This is a genomic window from Flavobacterium ginsengiterrae, assembly GCF_039539785.1.
In the GTDB taxonomy this organism is placed as follows: Bacteria; Bacteroidota; Bacteroidia; order Flavobacteriales; family Flavobacteriaceae; genus Flavobacterium; species Flavobacterium ginsengiterrae.
The window spans coordinates 38,501-62,498 of sequence record NZ_BAABDU010000009.1; the positions used below are offsets into that span (position 1 = coordinate 38,501).

At 34.6% G+C, this 23,998-nt stretch carries 13 protein-coding genes; 10 read left to right on the top strand and 3 right to left on the bottom strand.

The features are described 5' to 3' along the window. Positions 1-38: 38 nt before the first annotated feature. Positions 39-785, bottom strand: coding sequence for an NUDIX hydrolase (locus ABD859_RS21690; protein WP_345146816.1), 747 nt, complete (start codon positions 783-785; stop codon positions 39-41). A gap of 463 nt (positions 786-1,248) precedes the next feature. On the opposite strand from ABD859_RS21690, the gene ABD859_RS21695 reads away from it, so the two are divergent. Then, positions 1,249-3,696: a glycoside hydrolase family 3 C-terminal domain-containing protein gene (locus ABD859_RS21695; RefSeq protein WP_345146817.1), complete on the top strand. Its 2,448-nt coding sequence runs from the start codon at positions 1,249-1,251 to the stop codon at positions 3,694-3,696. Between the two features lie 74 nt (positions 3,697-3,770). On the opposite strand, the gene ABD859_RS21700 is transcribed toward ABD859_RS21695, so the two are convergent. Both ABD859_RS21700 and ABD859_RS21705 read right to left on the bottom strand, forming a co-directional pair. Next, positions 3,771-4,370, bottom strand: a complete 600-nt coding sequence (locus ABD859_RS21700; protein WP_345146818.1) for a DUF6624 domain-containing protein — start codon at positions 4,368-4,370, stop codon at positions 3,771-3,773. A gap of 12 nt (positions 4,371-4,382) precedes the next feature. Next, entirely contained in the window at positions 4,383-4,844 is a 462-nt protein-coding gene (locus ABD859_RS21705) for a VOC family protein (RefSeq protein ID WP_345146819.1), read from the bottom strand. Positions 4,845-5,623: 779 nt separating this feature from the next. On the opposite strand from ABD859_RS21705, the gene ABD859_RS21710 reads away from it, so the two are divergent. From ABD859_RS21710 to ABD859_RS21750, 9 genes are all read left to right on the top strand, one after another. Then, a complete protein-coding gene (locus tag ABD859_RS21710) occupies positions 5,624-6,460 on the top strand; it encodes a T9SS sorting signal type C domain-containing protein (RefSeq protein ID WP_345146821.1) in 837 nt (278 codons plus the stop codon). 573 nt (positions 6,461-7,033) lie between these two features. After that, positions 7,034-9,205, top strand: coding sequence for an alpha-N-acetylglucosaminidase (locus tag ABD859_RS21715; RefSeq protein WP_345146823.1), 2,172 nt, complete (start codon positions 7,034-7,036; stop codon positions 9,203-9,205). Between the two features lie 289 nt (positions 9,206-9,494). Next, on the top strand, positions 9,495-12,506 hold the full coding sequence (locus tag ABD859_RS21720) for a SusC/RagA family TonB-linked outer membrane protein (RefSeq protein WP_345146824.1): 3,012 nt from the start codon (positions 9,495-9,497) through the stop codon (positions 12,504-12,506). A gap of 19 nt (positions 12,507-12,525) precedes the next feature. Beyond that, the gene (locus ABD859_RS21725; protein ID WP_345146825.1) at positions 12,526-14,139 is read left to right on the top strand and encodes a RagB/SusD family nutrient uptake outer membrane protein; all 1,614 of its coding nucleotides are present in this window, start codon (positions 12,526-12,528) and stop codon (positions 14,137-14,139) included. Between the two features lie 333 nt (positions 14,140-14,472). Beyond that, a complete protein-coding gene (locus tag ABD859_RS21730) occupies positions 14,473-16,773 on the top strand; it encodes a GH92 family glycosyl hydrolase (RefSeq protein ID WP_345146826.1) in 2,301 nt (766 codons plus the stop codon). Positions 16,774-16,906: 133 nt separating this feature from the next. Continuing rightward, on the top strand, positions 16,907-19,177 hold the full coding sequence (locus ABD859_RS21735) for a GH92 family glycosyl hydrolase (protein ID WP_345146828.1): 2,271 nt from the start codon (positions 16,907-16,909) through the stop codon (positions 19,175-19,177). A 9-nt stretch (positions 19,178-19,186) separates the two neighbouring features. After that, positions 19,187-19,756, top strand: coding sequence for a hypothetical protein (locus ABD859_RS21740; protein WP_345146830.1), 570 nt, complete (start codon positions 19,187-19,189; stop codon positions 19,754-19,756). Positions 19,757-19,934: 178 nt separating this feature from the next. Beyond that, positions 19,935-22,010 (top strand): alpha-L-fucosidase, encoded by a 2,076-nt coding sequence (locus ABD859_RS21745; RefSeq protein ID WP_345146831.1) that lies wholly within the window; start codon positions 19,935-19,937, stop codon positions 22,008-22,010. 142 nt (positions 22,011-22,152) lie between these two features. Then, on the top strand, positions 22,153-23,958 hold the full coding sequence (locus ABD859_RS21750; RefSeq protein WP_425554264.1) for a metallophosphoesterase: 1,806 nt from the start codon (positions 22,153-22,155) through the stop codon (positions 23,956-23,958). Positions 23,959-23,998 lie beyond the last annotated feature (40 nt).

A 23,998-nucleotide genomic window follows, 5' to 3' on the forward strand; every position in this document is an offset into this window, starting at 1 on the left:
CTGAATAAGAAGCCGTATTTATCTTTTATAGCAGAGAATTACCAATTTCCCTGTAAGCCTCCCTTAAGTGCAGCATTGTATTTTTCCAAATCAAAGCTGTACAAATCTGGTGCTTTATGCGCACCTCCTTTTCTTGATTCGTCCAGTTTGGTCAGGATATCAAAACGAAGGATCTTTCTATAGAAATTTCCTCTATTTAATTTTTTACCCAAAATACCTTCATATAATTTTTGAAGCTCAGGCATTGTAAATTTTTCAGGAAGAAGATTATAACCAATCGGATGATTGTTTAATTGTTCACGAAGGGTCATAAGAGCTTTATCAAAAATAGTTCGGTGATCCATCATAAAAGCTGGAAGATTTTCTATCGAATGCCATTTTACAACGCTTGAAAACTCGTCAATATTTAATTTCACCTGCGAATGTTCTGCAAGAGCGTAATAACCAATAGATACAAAACGCTGCTTGTGCCACATACTGTCATCATAATCCTTAAAAGCAAATTCAGAACGGTTTAAATTTCCGAAAGTATAAAATTGCTGCAGGTAAATATTCTCTGTTCCCGTTCTGTCTTTTAAAATCCTAACTGCCGCATCGTCAACATTTTCTAACTTTTCTACATAACCTCCAGGAAGTCCCCATTCTTCTCGGTCTTTCATTTTTAAAATCAAAACCTGAAGTTCATTTTCGTGAAAACTGAAAATAACACAGTCAATAGAAAGTGTTGGAATAAATCTTTCCCAAGACTCTGCTGAACGTATTTCTAGTAGTTTTTTAAATTCCATAAGGGTACAATTAGCTTCAAATTTAAACTTTTTAAAAGGTATGAGTCAAATTACATGAGTTTTTTCTGATACTTTTTGATCGTCATGAAAAAATCTAAAAGTTGATAATTTTTTTTCTGCACTTTATTCAGTTTCAATACATCAATTTTTTAAAGTCTTCTTTTTTTTCAATAATTACAAGACTTTACGCAAACGAGGTAGTTTGTTTTTAGTTTGAATTGACAATTCAGTTCAATATTCTTATTTGTTGCTTTTATGGAATTTTTAGCTCGCTTATAATGCTAAATTACAAATTATAACATCAATTATTTGTTGATATGAAAAATAGTATTTAATATTGCTTCATTATGAAGCAATGAAAATTTATAAAGCATAAAACTAGCTTACATTATTCATGATGTGTGAAGTAAATAGTAAAACGGGAACGATTTCTAAACTAAAAGACTTTAAAACCATCTATATTATGAAACATAGAATTACAAAAACAGTAAAGGTAACGCTTTTAACAGCGCTTGTACTTTCAAGTCTGTCTTTTAATACGTTACCAAAAAATGAAAAAGATCCTGTAATTACGATTAACGGATTTACGTTTACCGATTTCAATAAAAATGGAAAATTAGATTTGTGGGAAGATACACGTCTGCCTGTTAATCAGAGGATTGAAGCAATCATTAAGGAAATGACCAATGCCGAAAAAGTAGAATTACTAATCGGAACGGGAATGCCCGGAATCGAAGTTTTAACTGGGCCAGTTGGAGATTCTAAACAAGGTCTTGTTCCGGGAGCAGCAGGAGGAACGGCTTCTTTTGAACGTTTCGGAATTCCTGCAACGGTTGTAGCCGATGGCCCGGCAGGTTTAAGAATAGCGCCAACAAGAGAAAACGACTCTAAAACGTATTATGCAACGGCTTTCCCTGTTGGAACGGCTTTGGCTTCAACTTGGAATAAAGCACTTTTGGAAGAAGTTGGAAAAGCAATTGGAAATGAAGTCAAAGAATATGGAGTTGACGTTTTATTAGCACCAGCATTAAATATTCAGAGAAATCCATTAAACGGAAGAAACTTCGAATATTACTCTGAAGATCCGTTGATTTCTGGAAAAACAGCTGCAGCGATTGTAAACGGAATTCAGTCGCAGGGTGTTGGAACTTCGATTAAACATTTCGCAGTAAATAATGAAGAAACGAATCGTTTGACCATCAACGCACATGTTTCTGAAAGAGCAATTAGAGAATTGTATCTTAAAGGTTTTGAGATTACAGTTAAAGAATCACAGCCTTGGACGGTAATGTCTTCCTACAACAAATTAAACGGAGAATATACATCTGATCGAAGAGATTTATTAACTCAGGTTTTAAGAGACGAATGGGGTTTTAAAGGAATTGTCATGACCGACTGGTTTGGAGGTTTTCCGGGTTTTGAATCGATTCAAAAAGGCGGTATTTCGGATGTTGTAAAACAAATGAATGCCGGAAACGATCTTTTGATGCCGGGAATTCCTGCTCAGAAAAAAGCGTTATTAGAAGCTTTAAATTCAGGAAAATTATCTCAGGAAGCAGCGAATACGAATGTGAGAAGAATTTTAGAATACGTTTTCCGCACGCCGACTTTTGCTAAATACAAATACAGCGATAAACCTAACTTAACGCAAAATGCGGCTGTAACGAGAAGTGCGGCAACTGAGGGAATGGTTTTACTTAAAAACGAAAAAAATGCGTTGCCTTTTGCTGACAAGCAGAAAGAAGTTTCGTTATTCGGAGTTACGTCATACGCTTGGATTACAGGCGGTACAGGAAGCGGGAGCGTAAACAATAAGCATACAGTTTCTCTTTTAGAAGGATTAAACGCTGCGGGTTATAAATTAGATAAGGAATTAACAGATTTATATACACCGTATGCAGAAAAAGAGCAGGCAGCAGAAAAAGAAAACAGAAAGAAAAGAGGTGTTTTGGCTTTGCCTGAAAGACTTCCTGAAATGAAAATGGACGACGCTTTCTTAGCTAAAAAAGCAGCAAGTTCTGAAATTGCTTTTGTAACTCTTGGAAGAAACTCCGGAGAAGGCGGGGATAGAGTAGTAGACAACGATTTTAATTTGGCTACAGAAGAAATCGAAATGCTGGACAGAATCTCAAAAACTTTTCATGCAAAAAATAAAAAAGTAGTCGTGATTTTAAATATCGGCGGTGTAATCGAAACGGCTTCTTGGAAAGATAAAGTCGATGCTATTTTACTAGCTTGGCAGCCGGGACAAGAAGGCGGACATTCTGTAGCCGATGTTATTTCTGGAAAAGTAAATCCGTCTGGAAAATTGACCATGACATTTCCTGTAAAATATGCTGATAATTCTTCGGCTAAAAACTTCCCTGGAATTCCTGCAGATAATCCAAAAGAGGTAACTTATGAAGAAGGCATTTATGTTGGATACCGTTATTTTAATACTTTCAATGTAAAACCATCTTACGAATTTGGTTTTGGAAGTTCATACACCACTTTTGAATATTCTGGAATCAAAGTAAGTTCACCAACTTTTAAAGATAAAGTAACAGTTTCAGTTACGGTGAAAAATACAGGAAAAACGGCCGGAAAAGAAGTTGTTCAGTTGTATTTAAACGCTCCGTCTAAATCTATCGACAAACCAAAAGAAGAATTAAAAGCTTTTGGTAAAACAAAAGAATTAAAACCGGGAGAAAGCCAAACCTTAACTTTTACATTATCTCCAAAAGATTTGGCTTCTTTTATTGAAAGTAAAAGCGCCTGGATTGCAGAAGCCGGAAAATATAATGTTCTTGTTGGAGCCTCTTCATTAGATATTAAACAAAAAGCGTCGTTTACGGTTGCAAGTGAAATTATTGCTGAAAAAGTGAAGAAAGCTTTTGAATTAGATTCAAAGTTTACAGAACTAAAGCCTTGATTAGTTAGTTTATTTTTTTTGAAAACCGTCTCATTTTTTGTGGGCGGTTTTCTCTATTTATATATTTTGTGAATTTAAATTAACCAGCCTGCTCTTTTTTTCCATTCCTCAACTTCTAATTTTCGTTTTTCAAAATCTTTAGGAGGTAATTGATTTTCATTTTGGGCACGTTTTCTCATGATTTCTGTCTGCTCTTCAATTGTGTTTAAGCCAATTCGTTTTCTTCTTTGGTTTACTTTATCTAAATTATCATAAACATTCGGACTTAAGAATCCGTTTTCATCCCAGTCAAATTGGGTGCCGTAAAGCTGTGGTTTGTTTTCAAAAACCGCAATTCGATCAGAAAGGTATGCTAAATTTATTTCTGCAGCTTTATTTTCGCTGACAGCAGTTTCTAATAATTTCAGGCATTTTTTCATAAACTCCGGCTGGCTTATAGAATGCTGAATTATTAACCATGCAGCTTCTGCGGCTTCACTGCCTACTTTATCAATTGTGGGATATCCTATTTTTTCGATTATTTCATTTAAAAATGCTGCATTTTGGTTGTGCATTTTTTCCATTTCAGTATTATATCCTTCACCAAGTTTTTTATCAGCAATAAGTTTTTCCCTAAATTCTAAATCTTTGTTTTTAAGGTTAATTATTTGGGCAGCAAAGTGTGGATATTCCATTTTCAACCAGAATTAAGATTTTAAAAAAGCTTCAGCCATAAATTGTTTAAGGCTTTTTTCTTCCAATATTTCAATTGAAAATTCACCAAATCGTTTTGGCAGCCATATAATTTTAACGCCGCTTGGCGAGTTTAAACTTTCTTTTGATAAAGGATTTCCATTTTCATCTTCAGGCTGTAAACCATTTGCAGTTAATTCATCAAAAGCGGCTTCAATATCTAAAACCGAATAACAATGTCTGTAAATAGTTCCTTCGCCTTTAGAATCCATTAAATTTTTAAGATTTCCTGAAAAAGGCTGTACAAGCATAAAACGCTCAAGACCCATTTTTACAACGGCATATGTAACATGAAGTCCGTCTCTTTTCCAATCAAATTTTTTTGAAATTTTGGCATTAAATATTTTTGAATAATAAGCACAAGCTTCGTCAAGATCTTTTACTAAAATATCAATGTGGCTGAATTTAAGTTCCATTCGTTTTTATTTGCTAATACAAAAATCAGCAGTTAATTATTATAAGATTTTATAGAATTCTAGATACAGCTTTTTATAAATCAAAAAAGTGTTTTACAAATTTAAGTTTATTTATAATAGTACAAACACTTTATTATGAGAGGTATAATTACGAATTAAATAAGAGTAAATTTCTTAGTTGTAATGGTTATAAAACGTATTATAACAAATGATGATTTTTTTACTCTTAAAAGTATTAGAAATAATGCACAAAAAATCTGCGAACCCTTATTATATCTAATCTTCAAAGTAATATTTAATTATTACTATTAGTTATTTTTTATAAGTAAAAGTGTAATTAATATATAAGAAAACTACCTAATATTGCCTTTTATTGGGTCTATTTAATTAATCAATTTTTAGTTAGGTATTATTGAGATTCCAGCAGTTCCATAAATTGGGGATTATGCCTGTCTGGACCGCCCGTCTTATGTTTTTAAGACGGGTTTTTAACTCTTTTTCAAATTTTGCCATGTTATGAAAAAACTTTACATATCACGTATGTTGATTTTTTCTTATTCAATAAATTATTATAACGAACCTGGTTAAATCTTATTCTGCAGTTATTAAAGTTCGTTATGTATAATTCTATTTTACACCAAATGATTATGGTATAAAATAGTAGAATGAAAATTCAGCATACTCATATAGTAACAATTTAAGCTTTTTAATTAATGATATTATAGAAATATAATTATCGATGTTTTTAAAACCTTCTACTAAATTTTAAAATATAAGTTATGAAAAAACATTACACGCCATTTGTATTTTTGCTCTTCATTCCGGTTTCATTTTCAAATTCTGTTGATGCCAGTTCTCGTATTGCTGTGAAGAATCCGTTACCTCTAGTTCAAAATCATCCTTACCTTAATTTAAAAAAAGACTATTTATCTGAAATCGAAAGACACCGTGTGTGGCTTAATTTGACGAATAATGAAGGTCTTTTTAAACAGCTTTTAATCGCGTATGTAGAAGGAGCAACTAATAATTACGATCATAATTATGATGCTATTTCTATGGGAGCTAATAAATATGCGGATTTTTACAGTATTAATGAAGACAATAAATTAGCTATTCAGGGACGCGCTCTTCCATTTCTTGCAACAGATACCGTTCCGTTAGGATATAGTACAGAAATCGAGGGAGATTTAGACATTTCAATTGATCACGCAGACGGTATTTTATCTAATCTGGATATTTATCTGGAGGATAAAAAAAGGGGTATAATGCATAATTTGAGTAAAAGCCCTTATACATTTTCTACCGAAAAAGGTACTTTCTTAGATCGTTTTGTTATTCGTTACATGTCAGGCGGAACTTTAGGCAGAGATGAATTTGCCAGTAATTCTCAAAGCGTAACCATTACTTCAAAAAATAAAGTTATTACATTAAAATCATATAAGTCTGCATTACAACAGGTTTCTGTTTATGATATATCTGGAAGACTTATTTACAATAACGCCAATGTTAAAACATTTGATTTACAGATTAGCAATATACAATCAGGTTCTCAAGTATTAATTGTTAAAACACTTTTGGAAAATGGAAACAAGACAGCTCAAAAAGTACTGTTTTAATTTTTGCTGAATAATGCAATTAATAAATAACATTTTTGAATTAATTATTTAAGCTGTCTCTTAAAAACAGTTTGTAATATTGTCTTCACTTTTTTACGGCAGAATTTCAAGTGGAAATTCTGCCGTAATTTTTTTTAGTTCCTATGTTGATTTATTAAAAAAACAATTATTACTCCTGTATTTATTTCGGGAGTTCGTTGTTAATTTTTATGGCAAAACTGGTGCTGCATAGAAAAAAATACGTTTTAAGAATAGAAATTATTAGAAATGCATAATCTGTCTATCCTTCTGATTAATTCGTCCATCTATGATAATAAAGTTGTTTCTAATTTTATTTTCGATTCAAAACTCAAATATTCAATCAATAAAAATTCAATGGTTTTGTAAAAAATGGTCATTATATAAAGTTGAACTGGAGTATTGGTTGAAATTGATGCAGAAGATAAAATCAAAGGTTATTAATTAGTTAGAAATTTTTTGTTTGTTTTTATTAGAGAGGGAGGTTAAGTACAAATTTAATCTCCCTTGCTTTTGTTTCGAGGTAAAATGTGATAATTTATTAATTTGTATTATATGAAAAGAATAACTCTTAAATTTAAAAACAGAAGCAGCTTAAAAATGGTTCTTCCATTTTTTGCACTTCTGTTTTTTTGTTCTGCAAACGGACAAAATAATAATAATGAAAAAACAAAAAATGCAAAAGCTGTAATAGAAAGATTAATTGGCAGTCGTGTCAATGAATTTGAATTGAGTATTGTTGAAAATAAAAATGAAAATAGAGAATGGTTTGAAATTGAAACTACAAACAACCTTGTCAAAATTAAAGCATCAAATAATACAACAATCTGTTACGCTGCTTACAATTTTCTGAGAGATATTGGAGCTGTTTTAGCCAGCTGGGAAGGAAACAGAGTTAATTTGCCTAAGTCATGGCCGAAATATTCTAAAAAAGGTGATACACCATTTAAATATAGAGAATATCTAAACGCCTGCACGTTTGGCTACACAACTCCGTGGTGGGATTGGAAACGCTGGGAACAGGAAATCGATTGGATGGCATTGCACGGAATCAATCTGCCAACCGCAATGGAAGGTCAGGAAGCCGTGTGGCAGGAATTATGGAAAGAATACGGATTAACCAATAATCAGTTAGAAGCACATTTTGCGGGTCCGGCATTTTTGCCTTGGCAGCGTATGGGAAATATCAACAGCCTCGAAGGTCCGTTGCCACAGGAATGGTTCAGCAAAAAAGAAGAACTTCAAAAGAAAATATTAGAAAGAATGCGAGCTTTAGACATGCATCCTGTTGTGCCGGCTTTTAGCGGTTATGTTCCAAAGGCTTTCGCCGAAAAACATCCGGAAGCTAAAATTACCGAATTAAATTCCTGGTCTGGCGGCGGTTTTGAAAGTACCTTTTTATTAGACTCAAAAGATCCTTTGTTTAAAAAAATTGGAAAACGCTTTATCGAAATCTACACCAAAATGTATGGAAAGTCTAATTTCTATTTAGCCGATTCTTTCAACGAAATTGAACCGCCGGTTTCTGAACATAATAAATACGAAGAACTTGCCAATTACGGAAGTGCTATTTATGAAACAATTGAAGAAGCCGCTCCGGGCGCGGTTTGGGTCATGCAGGGCTGGCTTTTTGGAGACAACAAAAATTTCTGGACAAAAGAAGCGACAAGCGCCTTTTTAAGCAAAGTGCCAAATGACCGATTAATGGTGCAGGATTATGCCAACGACCGATATAAAGTTTGGGATAATCAGGAAGCATTTTATGGCAAACAATGGACTTACGGATATGTACATAATTACGGAGGATCGAATCCTGTATATGGTGATTTGAATTTTTACAAAAACGAATTGACAAACCTGCTTAAAAATCCGCATACAGGAAATGTTGTTGGGTACGGTGTCATGCCAGAAGGTTTAAATAACAATTCGATTGTTTATGAATTTATTTATGATCTTCCGTGGAATCAGGGCGAACAATCTATAAAAGACTGGCTGACAAATTATCTGAATGCGAGATATGAGCAAAAAACATCTGCTTCTGTTTTTAAGGCTTGGGAATTATTATTAGAATCAGTTTACAGCACCAAATATTGGGAAACCCGCTGGTGGAATGATAGGGCTGGAGCGTATTTGTTATTTAAAAGACCAACCGCTACAATTACAGAGTTTAAAGGAAATCCTGGCGATAAGAATAAATTAAAAGAAGCTTTGGATATTTTAAAAACAGAAGCCAAGAAATACGATAAAAAGAATTTTATTCAATACGATTTAATCGATGCTTCGAGACATTATTATTCATTGTGTATTGATGAAGATTTAATCGAATGTATAAAAGCATATCAGCAGAAAGACATTGCAAAAGGCGATCAATTATTTAAAAAGATAGAAAAACAAGCTTTGGATATTGATAAATTAATGTCTGGACAACCATTAAACAGCCTTAATTATTGGGTTAAATCAGCTGCAGAATACGGAAGCACGCCTGAAGTTTCTAAATTATATATAAAAAATGCCAAAACATTAATTACACTTTGGGGCGGAGAAGGTCATTTAAATGATTATGCTTCGAGATCATGGCAGGGAATGTACAAAGGTTTTTACTGGCCAAGATGGAAAATGTTTTTAGAAGCTTTAAAAAAATCAGTAGTTAATAACACACCATTTGATGAAACAAAAGAAAGAGAGTTAATCAAAAATTGGGAAATTAAATGGACAGAAAACAAATAATTTGAATACCACAATTGAAAAAAAACGTAAATGAATAAAATACGAATTAACTATAAACGAGAAACAAAGAACTATAAACCATAATCTTAAAATATATGAAATGAAATTTTACGAAATCGATTAATTAATAAGTTTTTAACTATAGAAATTTAGAAAAATAATTTTGCGAACCCTTGATATTACTGACTTTATAGAAATTATCCATGTTTATGAATAACTTGTCCATTTGTTAACATTTCTTTACCAGTAATTTCGTCAGTACTATTTAACCAATTAACCAAATATCACAATGGAAAAACTTAAACTTTTATTATTAGCCTTCTTCTTTGGCTTCTCCATTAATACCTGGGCACAAAAAACAGATGTGACCGGTGTAGTTTTAGATGACAAAGGAATTCCACTTCCAGCCGCTAACGTACTAGAAAAAGGTACGACCAATACTGTAACGACAGATTTTGATGGGAAATTTAGAATTTCGGTTTCAAACAAAAATGCAACTCTGGTATTTTCTTTTATAGGATTTGACGATCAGCCTGTAAAATTAGACGGAACAAAAACCAATCTTTCAATCAAATTACTATCGGGTACAACTAACTTAGAGCAAGTTGTAGTTGTGGGTTATGGTAAAGGTTCTCGTAAAAACTTAACTACCTCTGTAACTTCGATAAAAGCAGAAGAGCTTAACCGTGGTGCGATCAGCGATGTAGGACAGCTTTTGCAAGGTAAAGTTTCTGGTTTAAATATTTCTTCCAGCGGTGACCCAACAAAAACAGCTTCTGTAGTTTTGCGTGGAGCTTCGACATTAAATAGTTCACAAGGACCATTTTATGTAATTGATGGAGTTCCGGGAGTAGATATTTCGATTATTTCTCCAGATGATATTGCTACAATCGACGTTTTAAAAGATGCTGCAGCAACAGCCATTTACGGTAACCGTGCTGCAAATGGAGTTATCATGGTAACGACTAAAAGAGGAAGCAAAGACAGAACACAGATTGCATATAATGGATATTATGGTTTTGAAGAAGTTTCTAATGAGTTGAAAATGATGAATGCAGATCAGCTTAGAGCTTTTACAACAAAAAACAATCTGAACTTTACTCCTGAAAATGATAAAGGCGCTAACACAGACTGGCAGAAAGAAATTTTAAGACCAAGACGTGCAGTTTCCAGCAGTCATAACGTATCGATGAGCGGTGGCGGTGAGCACGGAAATTATACAGCAAGTATTACTTCGATCCAAAGAGAAGGAGTTTTATTAAAAAGTGATTTCTCTCGTGTTATTGCACGTTTATCTGTAGATCAATATGCTTTTGATGATAAACTTAAAATAGGTCTTAATGTTACCAACTCAACCAGTAATTACATCAATGTTCCACAACGTAATACGGTTCTTTTGCAGGCGATTAATCACCTTCCGGTTTCTCCGGTAAGAAATCCTGACGGATCTTTTTTCGAAAACTTTATCAGTACAGGATATTTTAATCCAGTTGCTTTAATCGAGCACGGAACTGATGAAACAAAAACAAATAATCTTGTTGGAAATATTACTGCAGAATTAAAACTTCCTTGGGGTTTTACTTATAACTTAAATGTGGCGCACCAAAGATTATCAACATCTCACGGAGAGTTTTATGATAGTTATTATTCACAATATAATAGTGCTAACTTTTATAATAACCCAGATCCGCCTCAAACAAAAGCATTAATCAATTTTGGTGTAAATGGTTCTGCATTAAGAAATTCATATGATAATACAAACAACATTGTTGAGAGTTTCTTAAACTGGGATAAAACTTTAGGAGGTCATAAAATAAAAGCCGTTTTAGGATATTCATGGCAGGAAAACACTTATGGAGATGGGTTCCAGGCAACAGCAACTAATTTTCCTGTAGATAATGTTGGGTATAATAACCTTGCTTTAAGTAACTATACTTCTGTAAACGGATATGTAGTAAATTTTGGAGATAGTAAAGCATATCAAAAAACACGTTTAATTGGAGAATTCGTTCGTTTAAACTACGGTTACAAAGATAAATACCTTTTACAAGGAACATTAAGAAGAGACGGTGGTTCTATGTTTGGAGCTAATAACCGTTGGGGATTTTTCCCTTCTGTGGGTGGAGCCTGGAGAGTTGACAAAGAAAACTTCATGAAAAACCAAAACCTTTTCAGTGATTTAAAATTGAGAGGAAGTTATGGTGTAACAGGAAACTCATCAGGATTTAATGCTTATACAGCGCAGTTTATCTCAGGAAGTGTTGGAACTTTCTATTACAACGGACAACAAATCGGAGCTTACGGACCTAATCAGGCAGCAAATCCAGATTTGAAATGGGAAAAAACAGCTACAGCAAACATCGGTGTTGACTTTTCTATCTTGAAAGGAAAAATTACTGGTTCTGTTGATGTGTACGACAAGAAAACAACTGATATGATTTTTAATTATGCAGTAAATCCGGTGCTTGTACCAGTAGGAACAATTGTAGCAAACGGAGGTACAATGTCTAATAAAGGTATCGAAGTTAGTTTAGGAGCAACTCCGGTTAAAACAGCAAATTTCAGCTGGGCAACTAATTTGAATTTGGCAAGCAACAAAAACAAAATTGTAAAATTGACAAATCCATTATTTATTGGTGGAGATTCTATCAGAAGAGTACAGCCTGACGGAGGCGGACAAACAGGAAGCACATTACAAATCTTTAAAGAAGGAAGACCTCTTGGACAATTCTTTACACTTAAATATGCTGGAAAAGATGCAAACGGAGTTTCACAATATTATGACAAAGACAACAATTTAACTACAACACCTTTAAATGGAGTAGATTATCATTATGTTGGAGATGCACAGCCAAAACTATTATTAGGATGGGGAAATACATTTACTTACAAAAAATTTGATTTGAATGTTTTCTTCAGAGGAGTATTTGGAAACAAAATTTTCAATGCAACACGTGCCGATTTATTCAGGCCGAGTACCGCGATGACCACCAATATTTTGGTTGATGCCCAAGATGAATCACCCAATGATTTAAATGCTTATAAATATTCATCCCGATTTATAGAAGACGGAAGTTATTTAAGATTAGATAATATGACTTTAGGATATAATTTTGGTAAAGTCGGCAGATACATACAAAGCGTACGTATTTATGAAACCATAAATAACCTCTTTGTGATTACCAAATATTCAGGAATTGATCCCGAAGTTGAACAAGGAGGAACTGCTCCTGGTGTAGATTCGAACAATTTCTATCCTAAAACCAGAACTTTTATGTTTGGTTTAAACGTAATTTTCTAAAAAGTAAACTGAAATTATCATGAAAAATATATTAAAATATCTAGGACTTCCAGTACTTGCTGCTGGTTTGTTATGGTCATGCGAAGATCTTGATGTGCCTATTACCACGCAGTTAACACCAGAAGTTTTTCCTCAAAATTCTACACAATATATTCAGACAACAGGGCCGGTTTATGCCGCTTTTAGAGGTGAGTTTTCATTTGCCTGGTGGTGGTCGCAGTCTTTATCTACAGATGAAGCTATACTTCCGGCAAGAGGTGGAAACTGGTTTGACAACCGAAATTATATTGCAATGCATTACCATGACTGGAATGCTGATAACGGAATTATTGGAAGCCTTTGGGATTGGACTTCAAAAGTAATTGGATTAAGCAATCAGTCTATTTCAATTTTGAACCAGTCAATGCCGGAAGGTACAGAAAAAGCAACGCTGATTTCAGAACTAAAAACAATGCGTGCCATTTCGTACTTTATGATGATGGACAGTTATGGAGATGTACCGTTGGATACCGTGTACGGAGATTTTACGGCGCATGCTAAAACGCCTAGAAAAGAGGTTTTTAATTTTATTGAAAAAGAATTAAAAAAAGCAATTCCAAATTTGAATGCCGCTTCAGGAGTTACAACTTATGGAAGACCAAATAAACAAACGGCCAATGCAATGCTGGCAAAATTATATTTGAATGCAGCAGTATACACAGGAACAGAGCGTAACAACGATTGTATTGCAGCTTGCGATCAAGTAATAAACTCAGGATTATATTCAATAGAGCCAAGAGCAACTTATTTGCAAATGTTTTATCCAAACAACGGACCGCAGATGAAAGAATTCATCTTTGCCGTTCCTTACGATCCTGCAGCGGTTACAGTAGGTTTCAACGGACAAATGTATCATGCACGTTACGATGTGCCTCGTTCTGAAAGAGCTAAGTTTGGGTTGTCATTTACACCTAGTGCAGCAAGAAGTACAATTCCTGAATTTTACGCTTATTTTGACGACGCAAATGATATTCGTAACAAACAATGGCTTACCGGATTACAATTTATGAATGATGGAGTTACACCAGTAATGGTTACAACAACCAAAAAAGGTTACGATCAGTTTTATACAGGTTCAGATGGAAGTGCACCATATACATATCAGGTAAATTTAACACCAAACATTGTATTACGCCAAAGTGTTACGTTGTTTGACTTAGGTAACGATGAAATTGCATGGAATATGGGATATAGAAATATTAAATTCTATCCAGACAATACTTCAACAAGCCGTAATCAAAATAACGACGTACCGTTTTTACGTTATTCGGACATTCTTTTAATGAAAGCCGAAGCCATTTTACGTGGTGGAGCTGTTACTTTAGGGCAAAGCTCAGACGCATTGGTAAATATGGTTCGTTCTAATCGTACCACATCTGCAGCTTTAAGCGGTGTAACTTTAGAACAATTATACAGAGAAAGAAGCCGAGAGTTTGCTCAGGAAGCATGGCACAGAAATGATATGATTCGTTTTGGAAAATATGAAGGATCTTGGGGATATAAAACAAATACAGATACTTATCGTCGTGTTTTCCCAATTCCAACCAATGCAATGATTTTAAATCCCGCTCTTACTCAGACTGATGGATATTAAAATAAAATTTAGTTAAGTACGCGCCTTGTAAGCATTTTAATTTGAAAAGGAGAGGAAGAGTAAAATTCTTCTCCTTTTTTACAAAAGAAAACTGTTTTTCTTAGTTGCTCATGAAAATCAGTTCGGTTTTATTTTTGTTTTGAATGAACACAAAGCTTGATTGAATGCGTTTCGGAAAATTAAGGGAAGATCAAGTTTTGTAACATTCAATCTATTTAGGTTTTGAAAATACTTCATAACCTGCAATTCCTATATCTATATTTTTTCGATTTAAATAAAATGATATAAAAATCCTGCTCAAATATTATTGCCCCATCAATACAAAAAAAATAAATGAAGCTAAATAAAATCTCGATAATAGGACAAATTGCAATAAGTATAACACTTATTTTTTCAGTGTCATGCAGCGCCCAGAAAATGGTCTCTTCAAAGAAACAAGTTTCAGATCTGGTTTATCCGTTGTTGGACACCGAAAATTCAAGATGGTTTTACTTTTCATCTGCAAGCCGTCCGTTTGGAATGGTTAATTTAAATCCCGATACCGAAATAAAAGGCGATTGGGGAGGCGGTTATAAATATACTACAGATACCGTAAAAGGTTTCAGCCACGTTCACGAATGGCAATTGTCGGGCGTATCCGTAATGCCCGTAACAATTTCGAAAGAAAATAAAGCATCAATTTTTAAAGATTTTTATTCAAAATTCAGTCATAAAACAGAAATCATAACTCCAGGATATCATTCACTAAAACTAGATCGATATCAGATTACAGCAGCATTAACCAGCACCAAAAGAGTTGGTTTTCATCAATATACATTTCCGGTTAAAGGACAAAAAGCAGTTCTTTTTAATTTAAATACCATTTTAGGACCTTGCGAAAATACCGAAGGTAAATTAGAAAAAAACAACGATTATGAACTTTCAGGATCTTTAGTTTTAAGTACCAATTTCAGACGTCCAAAACCGTTAACCGTATTTTTTAAAGTTAAAACAAAAGAGCCAATTACGTCGGTAGAAAAAGATAATACTACAGGAAATTTTCTAGTTTATTTTAATGAAAAAACGCCAACAGTATTGATGAAAGTCGGAATTTCCTATACATCAATTGAAAATGCGAATAACAATATAGAAACCGAATTACCGCATTGGGATTTCAATAAAACCGTTTCCGATTCTAAAAAAGAATGGAGCGATTTATTAGGAAGAATACAAATTGAAGGCGGCACACAAACCGACCAAAGAAGATTTTACACTGATTTATGGCATGCCCTGCAAGGGAGAAAAATGATCAGTGACGCAAACGGAGCCTATCCTGATAACTCGGGGGACAGATTCAGGATAGGACATTTGCCCTTAAATGCAGAGGGAAAACCAAAATTCAACCACTACAATTCAGATGCTTTTTGGGGTGCGCAATGGACAATCAATAATTTATGGGGTTTGGTTTACCCAGAAATAATGGAAGAATTTGTGCACTCTTTAATGCAGTATTACAAAGACGGCGGTATGATCCCGCGCGGTCCTTCAGGTGGAAATGATACGTACGTAATGACGGGAGCTTCGGCAACGCCATTTATTGTAAGTGCTATTCAAAAAGGAATTGTAAAAGAAGATTTAGAAGAAATTTATATCGCCTTAAAGAAAAATCACATGCCGGGCGGTATTATGGAAAAGGCCGGATATGAGCACAAAACCAATATTGGTGGTGGTTTAAAATATTATTTAGAAAAAGGATATGTGCCGTATCCGCTTCCTGAAGGTAATTTTGGAAGCCATGAAGACGGCGCAAGTCAGACTTTAGAATACGCTTATCAAGATTGGACTTTGGCGCAATTAGCAAAGAAATTAAATCATGAAGAAGATTATAATTATTTCATGAAAAGAGCTCAAAACTACAAACATGTTTTTGATCAGTCAATCGGTTGGATGCGTCCGAAAGATGTAGACGGAAAATGGCGCGAAAACTACGATCCGTATCAATACGAAAATGGTTTTATAGAATCAAACGGAGCGCAGTCAACATGGTTTGTTCCGCATGATATTGAAGGTTTGGCCAAGTTAATGGGAGGAAAAGAAAAAGCGGTAACCAAATTAAACGAACAATTTGAAACCGCTAAAAAACAAAATTATACTTCTGGTACATCGCACGATGCAGAATTACATCCAGAGTTTAGCCGAATTCCAGTCAATTTCGGAAATCAGCCTTCGATGCAGACGTCAAATATTTTTACGGTTTTAGGTAGACCCGATTTGACCCAATATTGGACAAGAAACGTAGTAAAAGAAACCTTTAGTGGCTTATCGCCTTCAACAGGTTACAACGGAGACGAAGATCAGGGATTAATGGGAAGTTTGAACGTTTTGCTGAAATTAGGATTATTTCAAATGAACGGCGGAACAGACAAAGATGCCGTTTACCAAATCGGAAGTCCAATCTTTACCAAAATCACGATTCAGTTAAATCCGAAATATTATTCAGGTAAAACATTTGTTATAAAGGCCGAAAATAATAATGACCAAAATGTATATATCAAAGACATAAAATATAACAACAAATCTGTAAAAGATTTTACGCTTTCACACAAAGAAATTACAGATGGTGGCGAATTAATTTTAAAGATGTCAGATAAGTAAAGGTTAAAGTTTTTGCCACAGATTACACAGATTAAGAGGATTATTTTTTTTTTGAAACGCTATAAAAAATCATTTTTAATCCTTTAATCTGTGGCAAAAAAAATAAATTCAAAGTTTTAAAGAAATACAAGCAATGAAAAGATACAGAAATATACTTTTAGGATTATCATTTTTGTTTACCATAACGAATTACGCTCAAAAAACCGTCAATCAATTTGTAGATCCGATGATTGGTTCAGAAGGCGTTGGAAGAGTTTTTATTGGGCCTTCCTGCCCGTACGGAATGGTAAAACCAAGTCCGGACTGCACCTCAAGCCCAAACAGTGGCTGGCTTCCAATTCCGAAAGAAGTTACAGGATTCAGTCAGGTGCACGTAAGCGGAACGGGAGGCGGACCAAAATATGGAAATATCTCTATTATGCCGTTTTCAGGCGCTTTGGATAAAATCGATCAGACTTCTTATAGAGCTGAAGAAAATGTAAAACTGGGTTATTATGAAACGGTTTTCAAAGAAAATCAAATCAAAACCGAAATTACAACTGGCGAAAAAGTTTCTTTTTACCGATTTACGTATCCAAAAAATAAATCAAAAGAACTAAAAATAGATCCCGGATTTTTCCTTGGTGAAGAAAAGATTCCGGATGCCAGAGAAGCACAGCAGTTTGTAGGTTCGCAGATCGAAATTGTTTCGGATACAGAAGTAAAAGGCTACAGCAGAATCCGCGGAGGCTGGAACAACGGACGCGCTTATACCGTTTATTTCTACGCCGTTTTCGATCAGCCGATTGCCAAATTTGTCACTTTTAAAGACGGTAAATTTTATCCAAATGAAAAAGCGCAGTTTGATTCAGGCAAAAAAACAGCCGCACTTTTATCTTTCGGAAATTCAGGAAAAGAAGAAGTAAACGTGAAAATCGGAATCTCCTATTTAAGTGAATTAAAAGCCAAAAATAATATCGAAGTCGAAATTCCAAACTGGGATTTTAATTTAGTTTTAAGCACTTTAGAAAATAAATGGGAAAATTTATTAAGCCGAATCCAGCTTTCTGAAGATACTTCAATCGAATATAAAAAGATGTTCTACACAGGTTTATATCACACGATGATTATGCCGGTTGATAGAACAGGAGAAAATCCGCTTTGGACAAATGACGAACCGTATTACGATGATTTCTACACGATTTGGGATACCTTCAGAACGTCAAGTCCGTTAATCACGCTGATTGATTCTAAACGAAAAGTGGAAATCATCAATGCGATGCTGAACATTTACAAAAGAGAAGGTTTTTTACCTGAAGGAAGAAGCGGAAATGACAACGGAAGAACCCAAGGCGGATCTAACGGAGAAGTCGTAATTGCCGATGCTTTTGTAAAAAATCTAAAAGGAATTGATTACGAACTGGCTCTGCAGGCGATGCTCAAAGACGCGACCGTTCCGCCGGGAGGAAATGAAGAGAGAGAGGGAAGAGGCGGACTTATGGATTACCTTAAACTAGGCTATGTTCCTTACGGCACAGACCGCGCCGGAAACCGAACAATCGATTATTCATACAACGATTATAATATTGCCACAGTTGCCAAAGGTTTAGGCAGAATGGATCTGTACAATCAATACATGAAACAAGCCGACAGCTGGCAGAATCTCTGGCGCGCTGATTATGAAAATAACGGTGCAAAAGGCTTTATTATGCCAAAAGACAAAGACGGAAACTGGCTCGATGATGTTGTTTTTGGAGAATCAAAAATCCAGAAACCGACTTTTAAATATACACCAGTAATTATCGAATCGCCTTGGTATGTCTGCCATTGGTGCGTGTTTTTCTACGAAGGAAATTCATGGGAATATTCATTAAGTATTCCGCATGATATTCCGGAATTGGTAAAAAAATCAGGCGGAGAAAAAGCATTCGAAAACAGATTAAATATTTTATTCGATTCAGAATTGTACAATGTGGCAAATGAGCCTTCATTTTTAACGCCGACGTTGTATCACTGGATTGGAAAACCGTATTTAAGCAGTGACAGAATCAGAACAATAATCCAGAAAAATTTCAATACTTCGAGAGAAGGACTTCCGGGCAATGACGATTCTGGTGCAATGTCTTCGTGGCTGGCTTTTCATATGATGGGCTTGTATCCAAATGCCGGACAACCGTATTATCTAATCAATTCGCCTTTGGTTGCAGCATCAACAATGAAATTAGAAAACGGGAAAAGTTTTAAAATCACAGCGAAGAAAATGAGCAATAAAAACAAGTATATTAAATCTGCATTTTTAAACGGAAAAGCATACAACAAAGCCTGGATTTCTCACGATGATATTAACAACGGAGGAGAATTAATTTTAGAAATGGATTCTAAACCTTCAGCTTGGGGAACAACAATTTTACCACCGTCAAAATAAATTCAAAAGATGAAAAAAATACTTTTATCCATTTTATTATGTGCGGTTTCTCAAATTGGAAAAGCACAAAATGTAATTCCAACTCTTAAAAATAATACCGAATTGCATTACGTCTGCAAACTTCACGGACAGACCAGAACATTGTCTTTAATCGCTGATTTAGCGAATGATGGAGTGACTTTCAAATTAGAAACCAGAGGTGTAAAAAGCAGTATCGTAACCACAAAAGAAGGATTAAAAAACGGAAATGCTTTAAGTTACAATCAGGGAGAATTTTCGCCGGTTTTAAACCTGAAGCCAAATGAAACCTTTTTTATGATTTCGCAGTCGGCTTATCAGGATTTAGTTAAAAATAAAAAGTTTGTGTACAACAATACAACTTACGATTTAGTTGCAAATGATTCACAGACAGATGTTTTTCTGGACGGAAAATTAGTAGAAGCCTTTCACATAAAAGCCCAAATCGACGAAACGGAAATGTGGATTGTAAAAAATCCAGAGTTTCCGTTAACCTGCAAATTGATGAAGAATCCGCTGGGAATCAACTGGACGCTGGTTAAAGTTGTAGATAAAAATTAAATTAGCTTTCTTTAGCGTAACACTTTGCGTAAAATTGAACGCGGATAACACGGATTCGTTATCACGAAGACGCGGATTTATACGGATTTTTTCTGTTTAAAATCCGTATAAATCCGCGTCTTTACGAAGTAAATCCGTGTTATCCGCGTCAAAATCTTACTAACAATAAAGTAATACCATGAAAAAACAAAATGCCTATTTAATCCTTTTTTCGATTTTATTATTCATTTGTAATAATACAAACGCACAATCTCCGCTTGGCCCAATTCCGAGTGAGAACCAAATGCGCTGGCAGGAAATGGAATATTATGCTTTTGTGCACTTATCCGTAAATACCTATACCGATATGTCTTGGGGAAAAGGAGATGAAGATCCGAAAATTTTCAATCCTGTTGATTTAGATTGCAGACAATGGGCAAGAATCGCCAAAGAAGCCGGAATGAAAGGAATTATCATCACCGCAAAACACCACAGCGGATTTTGTTTATGGCCTTCTAAATACACGGAATATTCCGTTAAAAATTCGCCTTGGAAAAACGGAAAAGGAGATATTATGCGCGAAATGTCAGATGCCTGCAAAGAATACGGATTGAAATTAGGCGTTTATCTTTCGCCGTGGGATCGTAATCACGCCGATTATGGAAAGCCTGAATATATTACTTATTTCAGAAATCAGTTAACAGAACTTTTGACGAATTACGGCGAAGTTTTCGAAGTTTGGTTTGACGGTGCAAATGGTGGTGACGGTTATTACGGCGGTGCGAATGAAATTCGAAAAATAGACCGAAAAACCTATTACGACTGGGAAAACACGTACGCTTTGGTTCGAAAATTACAACCGAAAATTGTTATCTGGAATGATAACGGCGACCGTGCAGATCTTCGCTGGGTTGGTACAGAAGCAGGTTATGTGGGAGAAACCAACTGGAGTTTATTAAACGCAAAAGGCGCTGTAACCGAAGACATGTTACGTCACGGATTGGAAAATGGAGATGCTTGGGTTCCGGGTGAAGTCAATACTTCGATTCGTCCGGAATGGTTTTACCATTTAAGAGAAGACAGTAAGGTAAAAACCGTAAACGAACTGATGGAAACCTATTATAATTCGATTGGAAGAAACGGAACTTTATTGTTGAATTTCCCCATTATGCCAAACGGTTTGATTCATAAATATGATGAAAAAGCAGTTTTAGATTTTGCTCAGGCTCAAAAAGAAGCTTTTGCAAAAAATCTGGCGAAAAATGTAAAAGTGGAGGTTTCGAGTTTCAAAGGAAAATTTGACGGAAAAAATATCGTTGATGCTGACAAAGAAACATTTTGGACAACTGAGGATAATGTAAAACAAGGTTCGATAACGCTTCATTTTAATGAACCAGTTTCTTTTAATCGTTTTCTGGTTCAGGAATATATCAAACTCGGACAAAGAGTAAAATCGTTTACGGTTGAAGCATTTGTAAATGGCGAATGGAAACAATTGGCGAATCAAACTACAATTGGTTACAAGCGTATTTTGTGTTTTCCAACTGTAAAATCAGATAAAATTCGATTTAGTGTTACCGATGCAAAAGGCAGTCCGGTGATTTCAAATATTGAAGTGTACAATGCACCGCAGATCTTGACGGCGCCAAAAATTATCCGTGAAAAATCGGGTGATATTGCAATTATTCCAGCCGATGCAGAATCGGAGATTTTTTATACAATTGATGGAAAAACGCCGACTTCAAAATCGATTCAATACAAAACAAAAATCAGCACAAACAATAAAAAAGTTACTGTAAAAGCAATTGCGTACAGCAATGCAACAGGAAAAAGTAGTCCCGTAATCGAAGAAATTTTTGATATTGGCAGACAAAAATGGACGATTTTAAACACCAATGATAAAGACGCAGCAAAAGTTTTAGATGGAAATCCAGAAACAGTCTGGCATCAGAATAAAGATCAAAGTCAAAAACTTCCAATCGATTTAATTATTGATTTGGGTCAAGTTGAAAACCTTACTGGATTTAGATATCTGCCAGATCAGGATTTAAGATCGCATGGCATTATTACCAATTACAAATTCTATACATCGACAGATAATAAAAACTGGAAGTTGGTGAGTGAAGGCGAATTTTCAAACATCAACAACAATCCACTTTGGCAAAGTAAAACGTTCAAATTGGAAAAAGCACGTTATATTAAACTTCAGGCTTTGAAAAATACCAAAGAAGATAATATCGCAGGTTATGCAGAAATTGATGTGATAACGAAGTAAAATGTAAAATGTGAAAAGTGAAAGGTGAAAGATCCGTTTTTATCCGTGTCTTTACGAAGTAAATCCGTTTCATCCGCGTTAAAAATAGATTTTCAAAATAAAAATAATGAATCGTTTCTTTAAAATATTGAGCTTATATATTATGCTTTTTTTGATATCAGCATGTAAATCTGTGCAGACTTCGCAAGAGAAGACGGCACAAATTGCTTTTATAGCCGATGCCCATTTACAAGATATTTTTGCCAAATTCGAAGACAACGATTACAAAGGCATTCCAAATCCGAAAACGGGAGAATATGCCAATATCAGGACGATGAATTCGCAGTTGCATTCGACCAGAATTTTCAACGAAAACTATTTTGCCTTTTTAGAAGCTTTAAATGATATTGTAAAAAGAGGCATTAAACAAGTGGCGCTTCCGGGCGATTTCAGCGATGATGGACAGCCCGTTCATGTACGCGGACTTCGAAAAATTCTAAACGAATATTCTTCAAAATACGGAATTTCCTTTTTTGTTACAACAGGAAATCACGATGTTGTAAAGCCTTTTGCACAAGACGCAGTGAAAACTGATTTTCTTGGAAAATACGGAAAAGAGCAGATTATCAGCAGTTCAGCAACAAATTTCAATAAAAACAAAGCCGAACTCGAACCTATTATTACAACCGATATAAAAAACTGGGGTTACAAAGAGACGATTCAGGAAATGGGTGATTTTGGTTTCTTTCCTAATAAAGATTATCTGTATTGGGAAACGCCGTTTTCAGACTACAATTACGAAGATTATAATTACGAAAAAGCCCAAAAAGAATCCGCTTTAGAAAAAAGAACGTATTTAGTTAAAAATACCAATTTGTATTTGCCCGATGCGAGTTATTTGGTAGAACCCGTTAAAGGAGTCTGGCTTTTGGCAATCGATGCAAACGCTTACGTTCCGAATGAAAAATTATCGGGAGAACCAAATAATCCAAAAGATTTTTCGGGAGCGAATACAGGTTACAATAACGTTCTGATTTATAAAAGTCATCTATTAAACTGGGTTAAAAAAGTTTCGGCGGAAGCCAAAAAAAGAGGCAAAACGTTGATTGCTTTCAGTCATTATCCGATGGTGGAATTTAACGATAATGCTTCGCCAGAATTAAAACAGCTTTTTGGCGCCAATAAAATGCAATTGCAAAGAGTTCCAGACGAAGAAGTCGCGCAACAATTTGCCGATGCTGGAATTCAGATTCATTTTGGCGGACATATGCATATCAATGATACAGGCGTTCGAACATCAGCAAAAGGAAATACGTTGTTTAATATTCAAACGCCTTCACTTGCAGCTTATATGCCGGCGTATAAAATTTTGACAATTCATTCTAAAGATGCAGTTGAGGTTGAGACAATTGTGGTTGGTAAAGTGAAAAATTTCAATAGTTTGTTCCCTTTTTACGAACAGGAATATGCTCATTTAAAGGAAATTAAAAGCAAAGAAATTTGGGACAAAGAAATTCTAAAAGCAAAAGATTATAAAGATTTTATCAATTGGCATTTGAAAGAATTAGTGCGTTTACGTTTTCTTCCCGAAGATTTTTCGGTTGATTTTTTACAATCAATTGAAAAACTTTCTGGTAAAGAGTTATTAGAAATCAATAAGAATACGTCAGAAATTAATGAAGAATTGAAATCCAATTCGTTAAAAATATCTGATTTTGAATCGTGGACAGGATTTGACATGATTTTCGATTTTTACCGCTTAAAAAATGCTGATGAATTAGCCTTTTCTGAAATTGGAAAAAACAGATTAAAACAATACGATTTGATCTGCAGACAGTTAAAAAAATCAAATAATCCAAAGCTGGTTTTATGGGGAGAAATATTTTTGAAAACCAAGAATGGCAAACCTTCCAATCATTTTAAAATTGATTTGAAAAATAACATAATTGATAATTTATCTGTTAAATAATTTTTATATTATTTAAAACAAAAAGATTAAATTGCATTTA

Coding starts and splice junctions, on each gene's coding strand:
- ABD859_RS21725 (WP_345146825.1), top strand. CDS start 12,526: ATGAAAAATATATTAAAATATCTAGGACTTCCAGTACTTGCTGCTGGT.
- ABD859_RS21735 (WP_345146828.1), top strand. CDS start 16,907: ATGAAAAGATACAGAAATATACTTTTAGGATTATCATTTTTGTTTACC.
- ABD859_RS21730 (WP_345146826.1), top strand. CDS start 14,473: ATGAAGCTAAATAAAATCTCGATAATAGGACAAATTGCAATAAGTATA.
- ABD859_RS21745 (WP_345146831.1), top strand. CDS start 19,935: ATGAAAAAACAAAATGCCTATTTAATCCTTTTTTCGATTTTATTATTC.
- ABD859_RS21715 (WP_345146823.1), top strand. CDS start 7,034: ATGAAAAGAATAACTCTTAAATTTAAAAACAGAAGCAGCTTAAAAATG.
- ABD859_RS21705 (WP_345146819.1), bottom strand. CDS start 4,844: ATGGAACTTAAATTCAGCCACATTGATATTTTAGTAAAAGATCTTGAC.
- ABD859_RS21750 (WP_425554264.1), top strand. CDS start 22,153: ATGCTTTTTTTGATATCAGCATGTAAATCTGTGCAGACTTCGCAAGAG.
- ABD859_RS21740 (WP_345146830.1), top strand. CDS start 19,187: ATGAAAAAAATACTTTTATCCATTTTATTATGTGCGGTTTCTCAAATT.
- ABD859_RS21720 (WP_345146824.1), top strand. CDS start 9,495: ATGGAAAAACTTAAACTTTTATTATTAGCCTTCTTCTTTGGCTTCTCC.
- ABD859_RS21690 (WP_345146816.1), bottom strand. CDS start 785: ATGGAATTTAAAAAACTACTAGAAATACGTTCAGCAGAGTCTTGGGAA.
- ABD859_RS21710 (WP_345146821.1), top strand. CDS start 5,624: ATGAAAAAACATTACACGCCATTTGTATTTTTGCTCTTCATTCCGGTT.
- ABD859_RS21700 (WP_345146818.1), bottom strand. CDS start 4,370: ATGGAATATCCACACTTTGCTGCCCAAATAATTAACCTTAAAAACAAA.
- ABD859_RS21695 (WP_345146817.1), top strand. CDS start 1,249: ATGAAACATAGAATTACAAAAACAGTAAAGGTAACGCTTTTAACAGCG.